The sequence below is a fragment of the Paenibacillus sp. J22P165 genome (assembly GCF_059692015.1).
On sequence record NZ_JCAUAP010000002.1, the window covers coordinates 235,855 to 257,213 of the forward strand.

At 45.0% G+C, this 21,359-nt stretch carries 16 protein-coding genes; 4 read left to right on the forward strand and 12 right to left on the reverse strand.

What is annotated here, in order from left to right; translation table 11 throughout:
- Window positions 1-69: 69 nt before the first annotated feature.
- From glgA to glgB, 4 genes are read right to left on the reverse strand one after another with little or no spacing between them, the layout of a single operon-like run.
- Window positions 70-1,500 (reverse strand): glycogen synthase GlgA, encoded by a 1,431-nt coding sequence (glgA, locus tag AC58QM_RS05140; protein WP_497281965.1) that lies wholly within the window; start codon window positions 1,498-1,500, stop codon window positions 70-72.
- Window positions 1,501-1,545: 45 nt separating this feature from the next.
- A complete protein-coding gene (gene glgD / locus AC58QM_RS05145; RefSeq protein WP_497281967.1) occupies window positions 1,546-2,655 on the reverse strand; it encodes a glucose-1-phosphate adenylyltransferase subunit GlgD in 1,110 nt (369 codons plus the stop codon).
- A gap of 6 nt (window positions 2,656-2,661) precedes the next feature.
- Window positions 2,662-3,810, reverse strand: a complete 1,149-nt coding sequence (locus AC58QM_RS05150) for a glucose-1-phosphate adenylyltransferase (RefSeq protein WP_497281968.1) — start codon at window positions 3,808-3,810, stop codon at window positions 2,662-2,664.
- Window positions 3,753-5,759: a 1,4-alpha-glucan branching protein GlgB gene (gene glgB, locus AC58QM_RS05155; RefSeq protein WP_497281970.1), complete on the reverse strand. Its 2,007-nt coding sequence runs from the start codon at window positions 5,757-5,759 to the stop codon at window positions 3,753-3,755. The genes AC58QM_RS05150 and glgB overlap by 58 nt, the downstream gene beginning before the upstream one ends.
- Before the next feature lie 182 nt (window positions 5,760-5,941).
- Here glgB and AC58QM_RS05160 point away from each other — a divergent pair, with 182 nt between their 5' ends.
- From AC58QM_RS05160 to AC58QM_RS05170, 3 genes are read left to right on the forward strand one after another with little or no spacing between them, the layout of a single operon-like run.
- Entirely contained in the window at window positions 5,942-7,063 is a 1,122-nt protein-coding gene (locus tag AC58QM_RS05160) for a peptidylprolyl isomerase (protein ID WP_497281972.1), read from the forward strand.
- 53 nt (window positions 7,064-7,116) lie between these two features.
- Window positions 7,117-7,983, forward strand: coding sequence for a class I SAM-dependent methyltransferase (locus tag AC58QM_RS05165; protein WP_310223668.1), 867 nt, complete (start codon window positions 7,117-7,119; stop codon window positions 7,981-7,983).
- Window positions 7,984-7,986: 3 nt separating this feature from the next.
- The gene (locus AC58QM_RS05170; protein ID WP_497281974.1) at window positions 7,987-8,697 is read left to right on the forward strand and encodes an RluA family pseudouridine synthase; all 711 of its coding nucleotides are present in this window, start codon (window positions 7,987-7,989) and stop codon (window positions 8,695-8,697) included.
- A gap of 15 nt (window positions 8,698-8,712) precedes the next feature.
- Here the strand turns inward: AC58QM_RS05170 and AC58QM_RS05175 are convergent, their stop codons facing one another.
- Window positions 8,713-9,117, reverse strand: a complete 405-nt coding sequence (locus AC58QM_RS05175; protein ID WP_310225187.1) for a MarR family winged helix-turn-helix transcriptional regulator — start codon at window positions 9,115-9,117, stop codon at window positions 8,713-8,715.
- Between the two features lie 330 nt (window positions 9,118-9,447).
- Between AC58QM_RS05175 and AC58QM_RS05180 the strand changes: the two genes are divergently transcribed.
- Window positions 9,448-9,615, forward strand: coding sequence for a hypothetical protein (locus AC58QM_RS05180; RefSeq protein WP_497282793.1), 168 nt, complete (start codon window positions 9,448-9,450; stop codon window positions 9,613-9,615).
- On the opposite strand, the gene gyrA is transcribed toward AC58QM_RS05180, so the two are convergent.
- The 7 genes from gyrA to AC58QM_RS05215 form a co-directional block, all read right to left on the reverse strand.
- A complete protein-coding gene (gene gyrA / locus AC58QM_RS05185) occupies window positions 9,606-12,047 on the reverse strand; it encodes a DNA gyrase subunit A (protein ID WP_497281976.1) in 2,442 nt (813 codons plus the stop codon). The two genes, AC58QM_RS05180 and gyrA, sit on opposite strands and share 10 nt — an antisense overlap.
- Before the next feature lie 24 nt (window positions 12,048-12,071).
- Window positions 12,072-14,045, reverse strand: a complete 1,974-nt coding sequence (parE, locus tag AC58QM_RS05190; protein ID WP_497281978.1) for a DNA topoisomerase IV subunit B — start codon at window positions 14,043-14,045, stop codon at window positions 12,072-12,074.
- A gap of 27 nt (window positions 14,046-14,072) precedes the next feature.
- Window positions 14,073-15,065, reverse strand: a complete 993-nt coding sequence (locus tag AC58QM_RS05195) for a DUF2705 family protein (protein ID WP_497281980.1) — start codon at window positions 15,063-15,065, stop codon at window positions 14,073-14,075.
- A gap of 15 nt (window positions 15,066-15,080) precedes the next feature.
- Window positions 15,081-16,040, reverse strand: a complete 960-nt coding sequence (locus tag AC58QM_RS05200; protein WP_497281982.1) for an ABC transporter ATP-binding protein — start codon at window positions 16,038-16,040, stop codon at window positions 15,081-15,083.
- Between the two features lie 14 nt (window positions 16,041-16,054).
- Window positions 16,055-16,870: a GDSL-type esterase/lipase family protein gene (locus AC58QM_RS05205; RefSeq protein ID WP_497281984.1), complete on the reverse strand. Its 816-nt coding sequence runs from the start codon at window positions 16,868-16,870 to the stop codon at window positions 16,055-16,057.
- 645 nt (window positions 16,871-17,515) lie between these two features.
- Entirely contained in the window at window positions 17,516-19,363 is a 1,848-nt protein-coding gene (locus tag AC58QM_RS05210) for an ABC transporter ATP-binding protein (protein WP_497281986.1), read from the reverse strand.
- Complete coding sequence (locus tag AC58QM_RS05215) at window positions 19,360-21,207, reverse strand: ABC transporter ATP-binding protein (RefSeq protein ID WP_497281988.1); 1,848 nt, start codon at window positions 21,205-21,207, stop codon at window positions 19,360-19,362. The genes AC58QM_RS05210 and AC58QM_RS05215 overlap by 4 nt, the downstream gene beginning before the upstream one ends.
- Window positions 21,208-21,359 lie beyond the last annotated feature (152 nt).

Sequence of the window (21,359 nt, forward strand, 5' to 3'; positions counted from 1 at the left end):
ACCTGAATTTTCTAAATAACGAAAAAGACCCCCTCAATCTTCCGAATGAGGAGGTCCTATTCACGATCCCTAAGAGATCATTTCTTTGTAAAGTGCGATATATTGCTGCGCGGATCTGCGCCAGCTATAGTCACATTTTTTCATATTCTGCTGAATCTTCATCCAACTGTCCCGATCATTCTTATAAAAGAATACCGCTCGCCTGATGATATGCAGCATATCGTGAGCGTTATAGTGCGTGAAGGAGAAGCCTGTACCTTCCCCCGTAAACTCATTATACGGCTGCACCGTATCCTTCAGACCACCCGTTTCCCGCACGATCGGCACAGAACGATAGCGAAGAGCAATCAATTGACCGATGCCGCATGGCTCGAATTGGGATGGCATTAAGAAGAGGTCCGAAGCAGCATAAAACTGATGAGCTAACGCTTCGTCGAAGTAAATATGCGCAGACACTTTAGTCGGATAAACAGCGGCCGCATCTCGAAACATTTGCTCGTAGACAGGCTCGCCAGTTCCCAGAACGACTAACTGAATGTTGAGTGTTAGAATCTCACGCAGCACGTGTTGAATGAGATCTAAGCCCTTCTGCTGCACCAAGCGAGTCACGAGTACAATCATCGGGATGTCGCCATCCACAGGAAGCCCTAGGCGCTCCTGAAGCGCTAATTTATTCTGCGTTTTCTTCGGCAATGAATCGCGGTAATTCACGACGAGATTCTTATCCGTCATAGGGTCAAAAATATCGTAATCAATCCCATTCACGATGCCAGTCAATTCATCTTTACGATGACGCAGCAGGCTGTCCAAAAACTCGCCGTAATACGGCGTTTGAATTTCCTCCGCATATGTCTGACTAACGGTTGTAATTTGATCCGAATACAAGAGTCCGCCTTTTAGGAAGCTAGCCCCGCCATGAAGCTCAAGAGCGGTTCCAGAGAAGTGATCGTCGGACAAGCCGAACAAATCCTTGAACACTTCTTGACCAAACACACCTTGATACTTCAGGTTATGCACAGTCGTCATCGTTTTGATTTCGCTAAAGAAAGGCAAATGCTGATAATGAGCTTTTAACAGAACAGGAATCATCCCCGCTTGCCAATCATGACAATGAATAACGTCTGGCTGGAAATCCAAGTAAGGAAGCGCCTCAATGACCCCGCGACTGAAGAAGCCAAACCGCTCCGCTTCATCGCCAAAACCATAGATACCTGAACGCTTGTAATAAAACTCATTATCCACGAAGTAAAAGGTGACTCCTTCATGTTCAAGCACATCAATGCCGATATATTGCTTGCGCCAGCCTAATTGAACATCGAATGCTGCCACTTGTGACATTTTGTCTCTAAACTTAGCAGGGATATCCCCGTATTTGGGCAAAATGACCCGCACATCAAGCCCTTGATGGGTCAGCTCCTTGGGTAAGGAGCCAATCACATCTGCTAATCCACCTGTTTTTATAAAAGGCACGGCCTCCGAAGCCGCGAACAGTATTCTCATCTTGCCACTCCTCCAACTTTGGTGGTACACGGATCTATCCTGCTCTTAGATGACTTTCGTTTTTGCTGCAATGAATGGGGCTTTGTTGTCCCCCGTTAACACACGGCCACGACTAATGAAAACATCCTTATCCAGTATCGCGTTCTCGATAATTACGTTTTCCTCAATCTCGCAGTTTTGCAGGATGATACTATTTTTCACATAAGCACCTTTGCGGATCTTTACGCCACGGAACAAGATACTGTTCTCGACTTTCCCTTCGATTTGACAGCCGTTCGCGATAAGCGCGTTCTTGGCAGAGGCGGAGTCCCAATATTTGGCAGGCGGCTCATCCTTCACTTTGGTATAAATAAGATTCTTCTGGAAGAAGAGTTCACGCCAAATGGCTGGATTTAGCAGCTGCATGCTGTGCTTGTAGTAACCTTGGATGGAATTCACAATGCCCAGATGCCCCTCAAATTTATAACCATACACGCTTAACTTATCAATATTTTTCATAATCCCGTCTCGTACCAAATGATCATATCCTTGCGCTAGGCAGGATTCCACCATATCCAAGAGCAATGCTTTGCTCATGATATACATTTCCATGGAGATGTTGTTCGTCCGCAAGCGGCCTGTATGATCTTCCATCAACGTCACTTGGCCCGTCTCTTTGACTGCCATACGGCGGAATTTCCCATGAACCTCTTCGTCTGTTTGTTTATAAATCACGGTGATATCCGCTTGCATATCTTCATGGTAACGAACTGCATCGTTCAAATCCAGATTGCACACCATGTGACTGCGGGAAATAATAACGAACTCTTCTTTACCACGGTAGAAATAGTCACGATGGCTATAGAATTGATACAAATCTCCGCGAGAAATCCCTGTCGGTTCATCAAGAACGGATGGAAGGACGAATAGTCCGCCACGTTTACGATCCAAATCCCATTCTTTACCAGATCCGAGATGATCCATGAGCGAACGATATTTGTGTTGTGTGAATACAGCTACGTTGTCAATCCCTGAATTCACCATATTCGAAAGTGCAAAATCGATTAACCGATAACGTCCACCGAAAGGCACGGATGCCGGGCAGCGGAAATAAGTCAGTTCCTCCAAATCATCCGGTTCATTGACTAAATTAATGACTCCCATCACGTGTTTCATCTGACATCATCCCTTCTGATTAGCGTAGCCTGTTACCCGCTCGTTACCGCCAATAAGTACAATTTCTCCTGCACCATCAACAACCGCACCATCTTCAACCACCGTATTTTCACCAATAATTGCTTTGATAATCGTTACGTTGTTACCAATTTTGGCATTTGGCATAATCACGGAATCTTTAATATGGCTGCCTTCACCAACCTGAACACCGAAGAAAAGGACAGAATGATCAACATCTCCAAAAATCGCGCAGCCCTCATTGACCAAAGAACGCTTAATATTGGCTGTAGGTGCTACATATTGAGCAGGTTGATAAGGATTCTGAGAATACACGCGCCAGTCTTTATCGTTGAGGTTTAGTTCATTATTGTCATCCAAAAGGTCCATATTCGCTTCCCATAGACTATCAATGGTACCGACGTCTTTCCAATAGCCTTGGAATGGATAGGCAAACATTCTCGCCTCATCCTTCAGCATCATCGGAATGATATCTTTTCCAAAATCCTTGCTTGACTCCGGATTCGCTTCATCTTCCAGCAGATAAGATTTCAACGCTTTCCAATTAAAAATGTAAATTCCCATGGACGCTAAGTTAGAGTTTGCTTCCTTCGGCTTTTCAGCGAATTCCGTGATCTCCTGCTTCTCGTTTACGCTCATGATGCCAAAGCGGCTTGTTTCTTCCCATTTCACTTCGATAACGGCGATTGTGGCGTCCGCATTTTTCTCTTTGTGATAAGAAAGCATGAGATCGTAATCCATTTTATAGATATGGTCACCTGAGATGACCAAAACATATTCCGGATCATATTGCTCGATAAAACCGATATTGCGATAAATCGCGTTGGCCGTACCTTTGTACCAGTCGCCGCCTTTTTGCTCCATGAACGGTGGCAGCACCGTAACACCGCCATATTTGCGGTCAAGATCCCAAGAGCTTCCAATACCAATGTAAGTATTCAACACGAGAGGCTGATACTGGGTAAGAACCCCAACCGTATCGATCCCTGAATTCGTACAATTGCTGAGAGTAAAATCAATAATGCGATATTTGCCGCCAAAGTGTACAGCTGGCTTAGCTAAATTGTTCGTCAGTACGCCTAATCTTCGCCCTTCTCCTCCAGCGAGGAGCATGGCAACACATTCTTTACTGCGCATATTTGATTTCCCCCTTCAACTTCATCATTCTCTGATTGGAATTCACTCACACACTTGATATAAACAGCCGCAAGCGGCGGAATACATAGAGATAAACTATACGGGTGACCATGCATGGAGCTAGCTTTGCTTGTGATCGGCATCGTATTCCCTTGACCGGAACCGCCAAACTCAGACGCGTCGCTATTGAAAACAACTTCGTATAAACCTAATTTCGGAACGCCGATTCGATAATCCGGATGAACAACGGGTGTGAAATTACACACAAGAATGAGTTCATCCTCCGGCGCAGTCCCTTTTCGCAAATAAGTAACAACACTTTGGCTCTCGTCATGGGGGTTAATCCATGCAAAGCCTTCTGGATCATGATCCAGCTGCCATAAGGCTGGTTCTTTCAAATAAAACTGATTGAGCGACTTCACATAATGATGCATCTGCTCGTGTTTCTCATAACCATCTAACAAAAACCAATCTAGCTCTTCAAGATCCTTCCATTCATCGAATTGACCGAATTCACTTCCCATGAAGAGCAGCTTTTTACCTGGATGCCCCGACATGTAACCATATAACACCCTCAAATTAGCGAATTTCTGCCAATAGTCACCAGGCATTTTATGCAAGAGTGAACGCTTTCCATGCACAACCTCATCATGTGAAAGAGGAAGTACATAATTTTCACTCCATGCGTACATGAACGAGAAGGTAATTAACTTGTGATTATACCTACGGTGGATGGGATCCAGCTTCATATACTTCAGCATATCGTTCATCCAGCCCATATTCCACTTGTAATTAAAACCTAATCCACCTTCGTGGACGGGTGCTGTTACGAGCGGCCAATCCGTTGAATCCTCTGCCATCATCAGTGCATTGGGGAAATAGGAGAACACAACTTGATTCAGTTTGCGAATGAACGCAATTGCCTCTAGATTCTCCTCGCCACCCTGTTGGTTACGAATCGGAGTTTCATCCCATCTGCCGAAATTTAAATGTAGCATGGAAGCAACCGCATCAACGCGTATCCCATCCATATGATACATGTCCATCCAAAATACGGCATTTGAGATTAAAAAGCTCTGAACCTCCGGCCTGCCAAAATCGAAGGTGAGCGTCCCCCACTCGAGCTTTTCCGCTTTGCGAGGATCTTCATATTCATACAAAGGCTTGCCATCAAACTGACGTAGTCCATGACTGTCTTTGCAGAAATGACCAGGTACCCAGTCCATAATGACGCCGATACCTTTCTGATGACACGTATCCACGAAGCGCATGAAATCCTTTGGCGAACCGTGACGACTTGTAACCGAATAGTATCCCGTAGCTTGGTACCCCCACGAACGATCGAAGGGATGCTCAGCCAGCGGCATAACTTCGATGTGCGTATAGCCCATTTCTACTGCATAATCCACTAGTTCAGTCGTTAATTGCTCGTACGTATACAGTTCTTCGCTCTTGGGGTCTTTCTTACGCCAAGTACCTAGATGCACCTCGTAAATAGAAAGCGGCTTGTTATACGCGGGTACTTCTTTCTTCTGCTGCTGCCAGGCTTGATCCTGCCAGTCATAACCATCCAAATCAACAACCCTTGATGCCGTACCGGGCCTTAATTCGGAATAGAAGGCATATGGATCTGCTTTGAGCAAAATCTGCCCAGTTTGACTATGAATTTCGAACTTGTAATAGTCACCTTCACTCGCTTCTGGAATAAGCAGCATCCAGAGGCCTAACGAACTAATCTTTTCCATGTGATGCTCGCCGGTTTGCCAATCATTGAAATCTCCAAGTACACAGACAGTTTTTGCATGTGGTGCCCACACGGCGAATCGAACACCCTCATGCCCTTGTTCTTTGCTAACATGTGCCCCTAAGATACGATAACTGTGGAAAAGGGATCCTTCATGAAGCAGAAACAAATCCTCGGAGCTTGGAATACCAACATTTGCTCCCACATTATCCCCCCCTATTTCGACATGTCCTAACTCTAAGATGCGTGTTGCAAATCGTCTCTACCTCTACAAATACAACAAACAGGTAATGAATTCCTTCAATTCAAACCGAATAAAAAAAAGGAAATCTCTCAACCTTCGGTGAATTATTGGTAGGACAAGAAATGAAAGGTGGATCACACATAATGAAGGATAAAGTAAAAGGACTTATCGTGGGTTTAACGATTGGATCAGTTTTAAGTGGAACGGTAGCTTTTGCCGCAGGAACTCAGATTGAAGTGGCCTTCCGTAATCTGACGTATATGTTTGATGGTGTCGAAAAAACGCCAACGGATAGCAAAGGCTTTATTTATGAAGGGACCACTTATGTTCCTTTACGTTTCATGAGCGACTCGCTCGGCAAAAAAGTAGCGTGGGATGATGAGACAAGCACGATTTGGATTGGTAATAATCCGAATCAAGTGGTTGCCACTTATAAAGGCGGGACTGTGACGAGAGCTGATTTCGATGCCTTCTTTAACCTCAAAGCTTTATTCAACAGCAACCATGCTGCCTCCAAAGATAATGTGGAGTATCAGACAGGGATACTGAAGGAATTAGTAACGAACCGTATTCTCTATAGTCGTGCTTCTGAAGCTGATATAGCAACAGCTAAGGAAAGTGCGGCCTTACAGGTTGCTGCTTGGAAACAGCAAATGGGCGAAGCTAAGTTTGTTGCCGACTTGAAGAACGTGAATACTTCAGAGAGTGCTATTCAGTATTTCTTAGTGGGCAGTTTGACGGCTTCGAACTACGTGAAATCCAGTATTACAGATGCACAGCTGAAGGCACAATATGAGGCGACGCTAAAAGCTAATAAAGAAGCTTACACCGTGGCGTCTGTTCGTCATATTTTAATCGGGTTATCTGATCAAGACGGAAAAGCACTTCGCACGAAGGAAGAAGCGCTAAAACTTGCCAATGATGTAGCTTCCAAGCTTAAAAATGGCGGCGACTTCGCAGCACTTGCTAAACAATATTCCGAAGATCCAGGTTCAAAGGATGCGGGCGGACTTTATGCTGATGCTGACGTAAGCCAATGGGTAGAAGGTTTCAAAAACGCAGCCATTAATCAAACGGTAGGTGCAATCGGCGACCCTGTTGAAACCGAATTCGGTTATCACATCATCAAGGTGGAATCTAGATCTGTTAAATCGTTCGATGTTGTCAAGGATTCACTCAGAGGTGGCCTTGAACAAGCACAATACCAACAATTCGCAGAAAAAGAACTGCCTGGATTGATTGAAAAGATCGATTTAGGTCAATAAATGGTGTACAATGGATGTTTAGTCTAGTAAACAGTTGAAGGATGGATTACAGCATGTTTTATGCAAAAGATTGGGTCGATTATGAACTACTCGATACTGGCGGCGGCGAAAAGCTAGAACGCTGGGGAACGATTGTACTTCGCAGACCCGACCCGCAAATTATTTGGCCTCTACAAAAAGAAACACCAGCTTGGCGTCAAGCTGATGCCCACTATCACCGCAGCTCCAGCGGCGGCGGCCAATGGCAGCAGCACGCAGAGCTACCTGAACGCTGGACGATCACTTACGATCAGAAGCTGACCTTTTATATTAAGCCAACTAGCTTTAAGCATACGGGTCTGTTCCCTGAGCAAGCGGTCAATTGGAAATGGATGATGGACAAGATCAAAGGCGCAGGCCGTCCGATCAAAGTGCTCAACCTTTTCGCTTACACGGGTGGCGCAACACTTGCTTGCGCGCATGCAGGCGCTGAAGTATGTCATGTTGATGCGTCCAAAGGCGTTGTTCAATGGGCAAAAGAGAATTTGCACCTAAGCGGTATGGGTTCCCGACCTGTTCGATTCATTACGGATGATGTGTTCAAATTCGTTCAAAGAGAACAGCGCCGCGGCAGCAAATACGATGCAATCATTATGGATCCACCTTCCTACGGACGGGGACCTAACGGTGAAACTTGGAAATTGGAAGATGACCTCTTCCCATTCATTCAGACTTGCCAATCCATTTTGACGGACAACCCGTTGTTCTTGTTGATTAACTCTTACACAACAGGAATATCGGCTACTGTGCTTCAGAATATTTTGACAATGGCGATGAAAGAAAAGCATGGCGGAACGATCTCCAGTGGGGAAATCGGGCTTCCGATCACCCACTCCGGCCTAATGCTCCCTTGTGGTATTCTGGGACGCTGGGAGGCGTAAGCAGTGGCTTTCAAGGATGATAACGGTGCATCACAGATCCCGATTATTTTTGAAGACAACCACATTCTTGTGGTTGAGAAGCCCGTCAACATGCCTACGCAGGAAGACGAGTCTCGTGATCTCGACTTGTTGAACGCCTTGAAGGCGGACATCAAGGAGCGGTATAACAAGCCCGGCAATGTCTACCTGGGGCTTGTGCATCGCTTGGATCGTCCCGTTGGCGGCGTGATGGTCTTCGCCAAAACGTCAAAAGCCGCGTCCCGACTTTCGGACGCGGTAAGAACGAGGCAGCTCGACAAGACGTACGTCGCTGTCGTGCACGGTAAACCCTCCCAGCCGGCCGCTACGCTGCGCCACTGGCTGTGGAAGGATACGCGGACGAATACCGTCAGCGTGGTCAAGGCAGGCCAGCAGGACGCCAAGGAGGCGGTGCTGGACTATAAGCTGCTCGGCAGCCAAGACGGGCTCAGCTTGATCCAGATCAAGCTGCACACCGGGCGGCCGCATCAGATCCGCGTGCAGCTGGCTGCCATTGGCTGCACGCTGTACGGCGACCAGCGCTATGGCAGCGCTGTGAACAAACCGGGCCAGCAGCTCGCGCTGTGGGCCACAGCACTTGCCTTTGAGCATCCGACTACGAAGGAGATGCTCCGCTTCCGGTCGCTGCCTCCCGTGCAGCGGCCTTGGAACGAGTTCACCATCCCCGAGCTATGAGGGGATGCACGCCATTTAGTTGGCAACCTTGCCCAATAAATAAATAAGCAATTTCTGATTATGAGCGGAAACGCGATTCAGGTACGAATCCAACAGTTCTTCACGGATTCCACGACCTCTCTCGCATTCCGCTTTTCCTTTGCCTGTAACGTGAATCCAGACGATACGACGGTCTTTCTCGTCTCTTATACGTGTAATTAACTCCGCTTTTTCCATCCGATCGAGTAAAGTTGTGACGGCCGCAGGTGTCGTGGATAAATATTCGATTAAATCCGAAGGCTTCATACGTTCATGGACTAGGAGCAGTTCTAACACATTCAGCTGTCCTTCCGTAATCGTAGGGGCTAAGCCTACCTCCATCTGATTTTTCAATTCCTTCGATAATTTTAGCCATAGCTTTCCGAATTCATCGGAATACATCCTCATCAACTCGCTTCCATTTTCACCTATTTATTGCAAGTATAGCACGCCTTTTCGCTAGTTTAAAGATTAATGCCATTAATATTTTCTTACAAAAATTGCAAGTAAAGTGGACATGCTGAGGTTTGCTGATACCTGATGTCGAGCCTCCGCAAAGCTTGTCTACTCTTGGATAAACGAACAAGCCAATCGACTTCTTTTAACAAGTTGCCCAGTAGCCACATATACTGTTCGAAGGTACCATGCACCCTTGTAGACAACAGCGATTTCCTTTTTTTCGGAGAAATTAGACGTGCAAGGCTGTTAATTAACTTTCAAGGAGTGATTGGATTGGAAGATTGGAAAGTAGAGCTAGGCAAAAAAGCGCTGGAAGCCGGCATGCTGAAAGACCCACAATGGCTGGATCGATTAGACGAACCGATGCCTCTGTGGGTCCTATTAGAGTTAGCTTTTACATTGATTGAAAGACTGGATCCCCCAACAATTAGTTACGATTGAGGAAAGCGCAAAATCTCTACAATGGAATCTGTTTTCGTGACTGGAATAAGTGATTTGCCTTGCGCTTTACGATCTTCTAACGGAGCTGTTTCCGTAGAGAAGCGCAGCTTTTCACCAGTGCTCATCACAGCTGTAATCAAGTAATCCATTTTCACAATAAACGTCCGGATTAAGGCAGAACCGTTAGGTCTGACACGCTTACCTTCTTTGAATTCGAAGGTAATGATCCCCTTTCCGCCGCGACCTTGAATTGGATAATCCACAACGAGAGATCGCTTCGCATACCCGAGGTCCGAGATGACCAGTACTTCCCCTTCATCCCCGTAGATCCACTCAGCAGACACGACTTCGTCGTCTTCCTTGAGCTGGATGCCGCGCACACCCGCGGCTGCACGGCCCATCGGGTTCACTTCTTCCTCACGGAAACGGATGCTCATGCCCTGCTTCGTGACAAGTAGAATTTCCTTCGTATTATCACTCATATGGACTTGCAGCACTTCATCTTGTTCCCCAAGCTTACACGCGACAATCGCGTTTGAGCGATTCGTCATGTACTCTTTGAGCTCTGTGCGCTTCACTTGTCCTTTGCGTGTGACGAACACGAGTGACTTCGTCGGATCGTCAAAGCCTTTGACAGGAATCACATTCACGATGCGATCTTCCTTCGCAATAGGGATGACATTGACGATCGCTGTACCGTTTTCTTTCCACTTGTACTCCGGAACTTGATGGACAGGCAATAAGTAGTATTGCCCCTTCTTCGTGAAGATCAGCAAGCTCTCGATCGTATTCACATCTAGCAAGAAACGAAGGTAATCGCCTTCCTTCATGCCTGTATTCTCAAGCTCCCCACCTGAACGTGTGAAGGATAGCTTGCTTGTACGCTTCAAGTAGCCCTCATTGGACAAGGTGACAAGCACATCTTCAGCCGTTACAAGAACTTCAAGATTTACTTTCAGTTCTTCGACTTCTCCTTGAATCTCCGAGCGGCGATCGATCCCATATTTCTTGCGGATCTCTCCCATCTCGTCTTTAATAACACCGAGAAGCTTCTTCAAGCTGCCGAGAATCCCGCGCAAGTACGCAATCGTTTTCTCAACATCCTTCAATTCCTTCTCCAGCGTCGTTATTTCCAAATTCGTTAAACGGTATAATTGCAGGACGAGGATGGCATCAGCTTGACGTTCCGAAAAATGAAACTTCTCTACGAGATTATTTTGGGCGTCCTGCCGATTTTTCGATGCTTTAATCGTGGCAATGACCTCGTCCAAAATGTTTAGTGCTTTGACAAGCCCTTCAAGAACATGTGCCCGATCTTCTGCCTTTTCCAATTCGTATTGCGAACGGAATGTAACAACTTCCTTCTGATGCTCAATGTAAGCCTCCAGAATCTCACGAATACCCAGTTGACGCGGCGCTTTATTGACAATGGCAACCATGTTGAAGTTATACGTAACTTGCAGATCCGTTTTCTTCAGCAAATAAGCCAAAATCCCTTGTGCATCCGCTTCCTTCTTGAGTTCGATCACGATACGAAGTCCATTACGGCCGCTTTCATCTCGTACTTCAGCGATTCCTTCGATTTTCTTCTCCAGACGGATATTCTCCATCGCTGTGACTAACCGAGATTTGACCACTTGATAAGGGATTTCGGTAATGACAAGTTGCTGTCTGCCGCCGCGCATTTCTTCGATCGCGGTTTTGGAGCGGATATAAATACGGCCTTTTCCTGTGCGGTAGGCTTCACGTATCCCATCTTCACCCATGATGATGCCTGAAGTTGGGAAATCCGGACCTTTTACGATCGACATTAATTCGTCAACCGTAATCTCAGGTTTATCGATCATAGCCGTACAAGCGTCGATGATTTCACGCAAATTATGAGGCGGAATTTCCGTCGCAAAACCTGCTGAGATTCCACTTACACCGTTTACAAGTAAATTCGGATAACGTGCAGGCAATACAACCGGTTCTTTGGTTGAATTATCAAAGTTATCCTTGAACATCACTGTACGCTTCTCAATATCGCGAAGAAGCTCCATCGCGATTTCTGATAAACGTGCTTCTGTATAACGCATAGCTGCTGGTGGATCATCGTCTAAGGAACCCCAGTTCCCGTGACCATCCACGAGGGTATGCCCCATTTTCCATGGTTGTGCCATACGAACCATACCATCATAAATCGACGCGTCACCATGTGGATGATAGTTCCCCATAACATCCCCTACGGTCTTCGCTGATTTCCGATAAGGTTTATCAGGCGTGTTGCCTGAGTCGTACATGGCGTACAAGACCCGGCGTTGAACAGGCTTCAAGCCGTCTCTAACGTCAGGAATTGCTCGATCCTGAATAATATATTTGGAATATCGACCGAATCGATCGCCAACGATCTCCTCTAGAAAGGCTGGTAAAAACTCTTCTAAAATGCTCACTTTCTCGTCACCACTCTTTTTGGTCTACTCAACATATTCAGTAAAATCAACGTTTTCGATAATCCATCTCTTACGTGGATCTACTTTATCACCCATCAATGTTGTCACACGTCGTTCTGCTTTGGCCGCATCTTCAATCTGTACTTGAAGCAGCGTCCGGCTTTCCGGATTCATTGTAGTTTCCCACAGCTGATCTGGATTCATCTCGCCTAGTCCTTTATAACGCTGAAGCTCTGTATTTTTACCGAGCTCTTTGACCACTTTCTGCAGCTGATCATCTGTCCAAGCGTATTTATGACCACCATTTTTACCTTTTCTCGTCACTTTATACAGAGGTGGTTGCGCAATATACACTTTTCCCGCATCAATCAACGGCTTCATGTACCGGTAGAAGAAGGTTAGCAGCAGTACCTGAATGTGTGCGCCATCAGTATCAGCATCAGTCATTATAATAATTTTACCGTAATTCGTTTCTTCCGCTTCGAACTCCGACCCTACGCCTGCACCGATTGCTGCAATAATAGCCTTATATTCTTCGTTTTTCAAAATGTCCAACAACTTCGCCTTCTCAGGATTCATTGGCTTCCCTTTAAGCGGCAAAATCGCTTGATGCTTCGAATCTCGTCCTTGCTTAGCTGACCCACCAGCGGAATCACCTTCCACGATGAACAGCTCATTTCGTTGCAAATCCTTCGACTGTGCAGGTGTAAGCTTCCCATTCAGGTTTGAGCTCTCGCTCTTACCTTTCTTGCCGCTGCGAATCTCCTCACGTGCTTTTCGCGCTGCTTCTCTCGCTCTTGATGCCTGTACAGCTTTCTTCAGCATCATTTGTGCGATTTGTGGATTCTCTTCAAGGAAAACCGTCATTTTATCGGAAACTACGGCGTCCACTGCACTACGTGCAATTGCACTTCCCAGTTGGTCTTTGGTTTGTCCTACAAACTCAACATCACCCATTTTGATATTGATAACCGACATCATACCTTCTCTGAGATCCGTTCCATCGAGGTTTTTATCCTTTTCCTTGAGAATGCCCCCTTTACGGGCATATTCATTCATCACCCTCGTATAAGCAGTCTTGAAACCCGTTTCGTGGGTTCCACCGCCGCGGGTAGGAATAGAGTTCACGAAGGAAGCAATCGTCTCTGTGTAGCCATCATTGTATTGAAGTGCAACTTCAACTTCAATGTCGTCCTTCTCTGAGGCAAAATGAATCACAGGATGCAGCACGGTCTTCTCTTCGTTCAAGAAGGCTACGAATTGACTTGCGCCGCCCTCATACTGGAACGAATCCACTTTATCGGTGCGATCATCCTTCAAATTTACTTGCAGACCAGAGTTAAGGAACGCAATCTCTTGTAAACGTTCAGCAAGCGTATCGTAATTAATCGTCGTGCCGCCTTGGAAGACGCGTTTATCTGGTTTAAACGTTACTTTCGTTCCTGTACGGTTGGTATTGCCGATAACTTCAAGTCCTGTAACCGGTTCACCAACATGTTCAATCCCTTTATCATCTACCCAATATTCGAAACGCATCCGATGTACTTTACCTTCACGGTTGATTTCAACTTCCAACCACTCGGAAAGTGCATTCGTAACGGAAGCGCCTACACCATGTAAGCCCCCGGACTTCTTGTAACCTGAGCCACCAAACTTACCGCCTGCATGCAGGATTGTATAAACGACTTGAGGCGTTGGAACGCCTGTTTTATGCATGCCTGTAGGAATACCGCGGCCATTATCCTGTACCGTAATGGATTGATCTTTATGTATCGTGACATTAATTTTGGAACAATGCTTTGCCAGATGCTCATCGACTGCATTATCTACGATTTCCCAGATCAGATGATGAAGACCTGAGGAACTGGTACTCCCAATATACATCCCTGGTCTTTTACGAACGGCGACAAGCCCTTCCAGGACTTGAATATCATCTGCTTCGTAATCCGTGACGGGTGTCGGGGCTTTCCCTTTCGCAAATTCTAGCTGCTCAGCCATTGGAGCCCTCCTTTATCTCTTTATACTCTAATTTAAAATATCTTTGCGTGAAAATACCGTAAATGAAACAATTAACGCCAGTACGGTCCAAACACTTAATACACTAAGAGAGAAGCCTAGATCCATACCTTGAATAGGTGGGATTCCTCCTGTCAAATACTTTGTCAGATCCAAGTTGACCATAAACAAATATTTAGCCGTTTCCCAAGAGGACACCATATTCGAAAGAATGGTTCCTGATATTAATACGGCAAGCATGACCCCCATACCTGCTGCGGTTGATCGAATTAGTACAGAAAGCATAAGCGACATAATCGCTACGACAATTGCTGTAAACCATACTAAGCCGAATTCCATCAAGAGGAAGAACCATTGATCTACTGCTCTTACACGACTAAAATCGACATCTGCGCCTGTTAGCTGAATACCCGTGAAGATCGGCATCGTCCATCCGTTATAGCCAAAAACAATGCCTGAAATCAAGTAACAGATCAATCCAGTCGACAAAACAGTCAGCGAAGTAAAGAAGACAACGGTAATTAATTTACTCAATAGGATTTTCCAACGCCTGACCGGTCTTGTCAACAATAATTTAATAGTCCCCGTAGAATGCTCGGATGATACGATATCTGCTGAAATGACCATAATAATCAACGGAATAAATAAACCAACGGCATTTTTGACAAATTCACGTGTAAATGTAACCGCATTCGGGGAGCTGGGATTCACATCTTGTTCTAAATAATAATTCGCAATTTGAATTTGAACGCGAAGCTGTTGCTTCCACTCATCTGGTGTTCGTGCCGAACTGAGGCGTTTTTCCCAATCCGTCACTTTCTGACGCTGATCAGCCTTCCAATCCGATGTTCCAAATTGCTTCTGTGTATGTTGAGCAACTCGCATTTGAGCATAAGTGAACATGGGAATTAAAGCAAGAAGAATAAGTAGAATGACGTAAAATCGCTTTTTCTTAATCATTTTAATCATTTCATTTTTAACTAAAGCATATAGTCCTGTCAATTCTTTCACCCTCTTTTACTCGATTCGTTCCCCTTCAGTTAAACGCAAGAACAGATCTTCCAGTGTTGGATTTTTGATTTCTACCGCATATAGGCTAATTCCTTCTTCGATAAGTCGTTGACTTAGCTTAGGAATGTTTACTTGATCCATTTGCGTAGCAATTTGCTTTGCAGCAGCTGGTATCCCTATTGGGTTGTCTGAATCTAAGGTTTGGATAGATAACACCATTTCCGAAGTTTGAAGCACACGCTCGGCTTGATCTCCTGGAGAAACTGTCCAAACCACCCTGCCACCCTGAGCAATCAGCTCATCCACAGCACCAACTTGAATCACTTCGCCATGACTAATAATGGCTACACGATCACACATTTGCTGAAGCTCGCTAAGTAAGTGACTGGAGACGAACAAGCTAAGTCCATCCGCAGCTAAACGTTGTATAAACTCCCTCATTTCTTTAATTCCCTGAGGATCAAGTCCGTTCGTAGGCTCGTCCAAAATCAATAGACTGGGTCGACCTAGAAGTGCCTGAGCGATTCCTAAACGCTGACGCATACCGAGGGAATAGGTCCGTACTTTATCATGAATGCGCGCATCCATCGAAACAATGTCGACAACTTCTTTAATTCGATTGTCATCTACATCCGGCAGCATGCGGGCAAAATGCTCAAGATTTTCCCACCCAGTCAGATAGGAATAGAGTTCAGGATTTTCAACAATACATCCTACTTTTCTCATGGCTTCGTCATGTTCCTTATGAACATCGAACCCACAAATGTGTATCGTGCCTTCCGTAGGACGAATTAAATCCACGAGCATACGAATTGTCGTTGTTTTACCTGAACCATTAGGCCCAAGGAAACCAAAAATCTCGCCTGCGTAGACATCAAAAGAAATTCCTTTGATAATTTCTTTATTTTTAATTCTTTTTTTAAGATTATTGACAGATAAAACGATCTGAGGCGTTGCAATAGCCATTTACCATGACCTCCCTATTTTAAAATTTGGACAATTCGATCTGCAATTCGTTCATAGCCATCCCCATTTGGATGAAAATGATCAGCAGAGGATAAGTATTTGATCAAATTTTGTTCAAATAGGTCGTAAGTAGGAACAATCAGCATCTGTGGATATTGATTAGTTAACTTAAACACCCCGTTATTCCATCGCTGTACAGTTAAAGAGCCCTCTCTTGTCGGATCAAGATCCAGAAAAGGGTGATATAAACCGATATATAATAGCGTTGCTTTCGGGTTTGCTTTGTTAATGGTCGAAATAATCTTCTCCATCTTGGTGAGTGCAGGGTCTACACGCTTCTCAGCGGCCTCAGGATTAAATTCCGTTTGGTTAGCTCCTTTGAAAAGCCCTTCGCCTCCTGCAAAAATATCATTTCCCCCAATGGTAAGCAAAATAATATCAGCTTGCGCAAGTGCATCTTGTGTTTTTTTCTGTTCTAAATCCGTCAGAAGTTGATCGCTTTTGTAGCCAGGAATAGCAAGGTTATTAAGTACGAAGACAGGTTTGCCGCTTGCTTTTTCCAGCTTCTCACGGACTCGTCCTACGTAGCCTTTACCCGTATTGTCGCCTGTTCCTGCTGTAAGTGAATCCCCTAATGCGACAATTTGTAACTTATTGTTACTTTCGATTATCGATGGTTTCGTTGGCGCTGGAGTGGCTAATTGCAAATCTCCAGAGGCTTTAGGAAACCATATTTGATTCGCCGCGTATGCAAAGCCAACAGCGAAAACGATCGTAGAAATTGACGCGGTTAAACCAATGGCACCCCAAATGAAACGAGATGATTTCATTGCTGTCCCCTCCTGCGAATATTTGGCATATTTCCAATTTAAGAGTATAGCTTCTCGTCAAATTTTGCAAACATTGTAAAGATGGGTGAGTTTACGGGGTGGTGATTGTAGTATGCACACTACTCTAGTCCCGCCTGTAGGTCGATTTTTTCGACTTACAGCACGCTCACAGCTATAATTCCCGCCTGTAGGTCGATTTTTTCAACTTACAGCATGTCACAGCTATAATTCCTACCTGTAAGTCGATTTTTTCGAGTTACAGCACGCTCAAAGATATAATTCCCGCCTGTAAGTCGATTTTTTCGACTTACAGCACGCTCAAAGATATAATTCCCGCCTGTAAGTCGATTTTTTCGACTTACAGCACGCTCACAGTTATAATTCTCACCTGTAAGTCGATTTTTTCGACTTACAGCACGCTCACAGCTATAATTCCCGCCTGTAGGTCGATTTTTTCGACTTACAGCATGCCGCATACACTTTTTCGGGTGACTGGTTGATTAAAATAGCTAGTGGTGGTTGGTTGAGTAGTGGCTGCTTAAGTGGGGGTTGGCGTTCAGAAGTCTACATTGATTCCCTTTGCATCGCACACAAAAAAGCTGCCTAACCACATCCAAGTGGCTAAGCAGCTCCCTTTGTTCAAACCTATACAGCATCCTGCAAAAATTTATACTGGGCTTGAATCAAGCCGTAGTAGATCTTCTGTTCCTTCATGAGTTCATCATGATTACCGATTTCCATCATACGTCCGTGATCCAGTACGACGATTTTGTCGGCATTACGAATCGTAGAAAGACGATGCGCTACTATAAATGACGTACGACCCGCTAGAAGCGTCTTAAGTGCCTCTTGGATTTTGAGCTCCGTATCCGTGTCAATACTTGCCGTCGCTTCATCCAAAATGAGCACTCGCGGATTCGCAAGAAGGGCTCTTGCAAAGGAAATCAATTGGCGCTGCCCCATCGACAGGACGTTACCGCGCTCTTGCACTTCTGTGTCATACCCATTAGGCAACTGAGCGATAAAATCATGCGCATGAACAGCTTTTGCGACCTGCTCGATTTCATCATCTGTTGCATTTAATCGACCGAAACGAATGTTATCACGTATCGAGCCCGAGAAAATAAATGTATCTTGGAGTACAACACCAATTTGGGAGCGAAGACTTTGGATCGTGACATTACGAATGTTGTATCCATCGACTTCAACAACCCCTTCATTCGGGTCATAGAAGCGACAGAGTAAGTTCATAATCGTACTTTTCCCAGATCCGGTATGACCTACCAAAGCGATAGATTGTCCGGCAGTTACATCCAAATTGATCCGATTCAGTGCTGGGCGTCCAGGCTCATACTCGAAAACAAGATCTTTGAACTTCACATTTCCTTGTACGGTAGGTAAATCTTTCGCACCTTCGATTTCTGCCACCGTAGGTTTCTCATCCATAAATTCAAAAATCCGCTCCGCCGAAGCCATCGCAATCAATAACTGCGAATACATCTGCCCCAAACGGGTAATCGGCTCCCAGAAATACCCGATGTAAGTCGCGAACGCTACAAGTAAACCAACGCTGATTTCACCCGTTTGAATCAAATGCGCACCCAACCAGAATAAGATAAAGTAACCAATTGCACCTGTTATTTCAATGAGTGGCCCAAAGGATTGATTCAGCATGGAAGCACGATTCCAGGATAATCGATTGGTCATGTTCATTTTGGAGAAGAACTGAATGTTCTCTTTCTCCTGTGTGTAGGCCTGTGTGACTTTAATACCTTGAATACACTCATTCAAGTGGGCATTCAATCGGGATTGCTTCATCGTAACATCTTGCCAAGAGCGGCGGATTTTGGTCCGAAGCTTTGTCGAGATGATAAACATAATAGGAACTGTAACAATGATCGATGCACCTAATTTAAAATTAAATGATAGCAAGATAATAATGATACCTACGAGTTGTACAACGTCGATCAATAAGTTGACGACACCGTTCGTAAATAAATCCTGTAAGGAATTCACATAGTTCGTCACACGAACAAGGACAGACCCGGCTGGTCTCGTATCGAAGAAACGAAATGAGAGCTTCTGAATATGACTGAAAAGGTCATGACGAAGATCATAGATGACACGTTGCCCGATCATGTTCGTATATTTGATACGGAATGTATTCGCAAGCCATTGAATTAGATAGACACTGAGCATAATGCCAACAATGATAAAGAGCATATTCTTATCTTTCGGGATAATCGCATTGTCAATTGCTTTACTGATGAGAAGTGGAACTGTCAATTTCGTAATCGCGCCCAAAAGCATCATGGTAATGATGATGGGCAGCATTTGTTTACGATAAGGCTTCATATAGCCAAACAAGCGTTTTAATTGGCCCCAGTCAAAAGGCTTTTCGATTAGTTCATCATCTTGATAAACGAAGCGATGCCCTGTTTGAGAATCTGGATTCGGCGCAGCTGCCTCAGCTTGTTTCGATGGAGTACTCAATTTGCTAACCTTCTTTCTGGCTTGGAGGAATGGGTTATTGGATTGACGTCAACTTCTGAGTCTACAGAAGTCCCCTCTTCTCGGGTAACGGCTGCTTGGTTCTGAGCAGATTGGTTTTGTGGACCGTCTGCATACTGAATCTCATACGTTTGGCGGTACAAGCCCTCTTGCTGTAGAAGTTCATGATGCTTACCTCTTTGAATGACGCGCCCTTTATCGAGTACAATGATTTCGTCCGCATGTTTCAAAGATGAGATTCGGTGCGCAATGATGAACGTTGTACGTCCTGCCATAACTTCACCAAAACCAGCTTGAATTTCATGTTCTGTTTCCATGTCAACTGCACTTGTAGCATCATCTAGCACGAGGATCTTCGGATCTTTGATCAGAGCTCTAGCAATCGCAATCCGCTGTTTTTGTCCTCCGGAAAGACCGAGTCCACGTTCACCCACTAAGGTGTCATAGCCTTCAGGCAGCTCCGAAATGAAATCATGCGCTTTGGCTAGCTTCGCAGCCCGAATAATTTCGTCCATGGTCACATTTTTGCGACCGTATGCGATATTATTTCGAATCGTAGAAGAGAATAGGAACGTTTCTTGGAAAACCGTTGAAATTTGGCTGCGGTAGCTTTCAATCTGTAAAGAACGAATATCCTTTCCATCAAGCATTACCTTGCCTTCTTTGACATTGTAAGCTCTCATCAGGAGCGAAATCACGGTCGTTTTCCCTGATCCCGTACTGCCTAAGAGTCCAATGACAGAGCCTGGAGGGGCATCCAGTGTAAAATTATATAAGGCCGGTTGTTTTTCGGGATAAGCGAATGTGACATTTTCGAATCGAACGTGCCCATCAACCTTAGTCAGAGCTGCAGCGTTTTCGCTATCTTTTACATGCATGTAGTGATGCAGAACCTCGAGAATTTTTTCACCAGAAGCTTTCGTTTGTGTAAAGTTATTAATGTGAAAACCAAGTCCCCACATCGGACCGATTATGTACCAAATAAGACTAAAGCAGGCTACCAATTCACCTAGTGAGATCGCCCCGTCAATTACCATGTAACCGCCAGCCCCGAGTAGTATAACGACACTCAAGTTCGCTAGAATCTCCATGATCGGGAAGTACTTTGCCCAAATCCCTGACGACCCAATATTCATGGACTTGTAATCCTCATTACGTTCAGCGAACTTGGAAATTTCATGCGGTTCGCGTGCAAATGATTTAACAGTCCGAACACCTGTAATATTTTCTTGAACAGCCGTTGTCATTGTGCTCAAGGACTGACGCACCATCCGGAAAGCCGGATGAATTTTACCTTCAAAGCGAACGGCAGTAAAAGCTAGAAAAGGCATAGTAATCATCGTAAGTAAAGCTAACTTCCAACTGATAGAAAACATCATCGCCATACCGAAAACGAGCATTAACAATACATTCAGTATTTGTGCGAAGCCAAAGCCAATAAATTGGCGAATTGCTTCCAAGTCAGCTGTCAACCTGGACATCAAGTCTCCCGTTCTTGCTTGATCGTAGTACTGGAACGACAAATATTGCAGTTTCTTGTATAGTGCATTCCGTAAGTGGTAAGCAACACGGTTACCTAAGCGACCCCCGCACAAACCATGCAAAAATTGGAACATCCCCTTTGTAGAAACAACAAGTACAACGATGAGTGCCAGTTTCGGCACTAGGCCAAATTGCTTCTTGGTGATAACTTCGTCAATCAAATACCGAAGCAAATTGGGGTACACCAAGCCGAGCGCGGTAGCGATTGCAAGACATGCAATAGCTCCAAAAAACAGTTTTTTCTCTGGCCAAAAATATGGCTTCAGTTGCCTGAATACATCCACTTTGGGCCCTCCTTAAAAGGATAGATTTGAAACGCTTATAATGTGTGAACACTTTATGAATCTTAACACCATCACTATATGTGAGCAATTCGAGGATAATCGGATTTAATCGCTTAAATAGGCATAAATTCACAAAAACGTGTAGTAATCCC

Coding starts and splice junctions, on each gene's coding strand:
- glgA (WP_497281965.1), bottom strand. CDS start 1,500: ATGAGAATACTGTTCGCGGCTTCGGAGGCCGTGCCTTTTATAAAAACA.
- glgD (WP_497281967.1), bottom strand. CDS start 2,655: ATGAAACACGTGATGGGAGTCATTAATTTAGTCAATGAACCGGATGAT.
- AC58QM_RS05150 (WP_497281968.1), bottom strand. CDS start 3,810: ATGCGCAGTAAAGAATGTGTTGCCATGCTCCTCGCTGGAGGAGAAGGG.
- AC58QM_RS05160 (WP_497281972.1), top strand. CDS start 5,942: ATGAAGGATAAAGTAAAAGGACTTATCGTGGGTTTAACGATTGGATCA.
- AC58QM_RS05165 (WP_310223668.1), top strand. CDS start 7,117: ATGTTTTATGCAAAAGATTGGGTCGATTATGAACTACTCGATACTGGC.
- AC58QM_RS05175 (WP_310225187.1), bottom strand. CDS start 9,117: ATGTATTCCGATGAATTCGGAAAGCTATGGCTAAAATTATCGAAGGAA.
- parE (WP_497281978.1), bottom strand. CDS start 14,045: ATGGCTGAGCAGCTAGAATTTGCGAAAGGGAAAGCCCCGACACCCGTC.
- AC58QM_RS05200 (WP_497281982.1), bottom strand. CDS start 16,040: ATGGCTATTGCAACGCCTCAGATCGTTTTATCTGTCAATAATCTTAAA.
- AC58QM_RS05205 (WP_497281984.1), bottom strand. CDS start 16,870: ATGAAATCATCTCGTTTCATTTGGGGTGCCATTGGTTTAACCGCGTCA.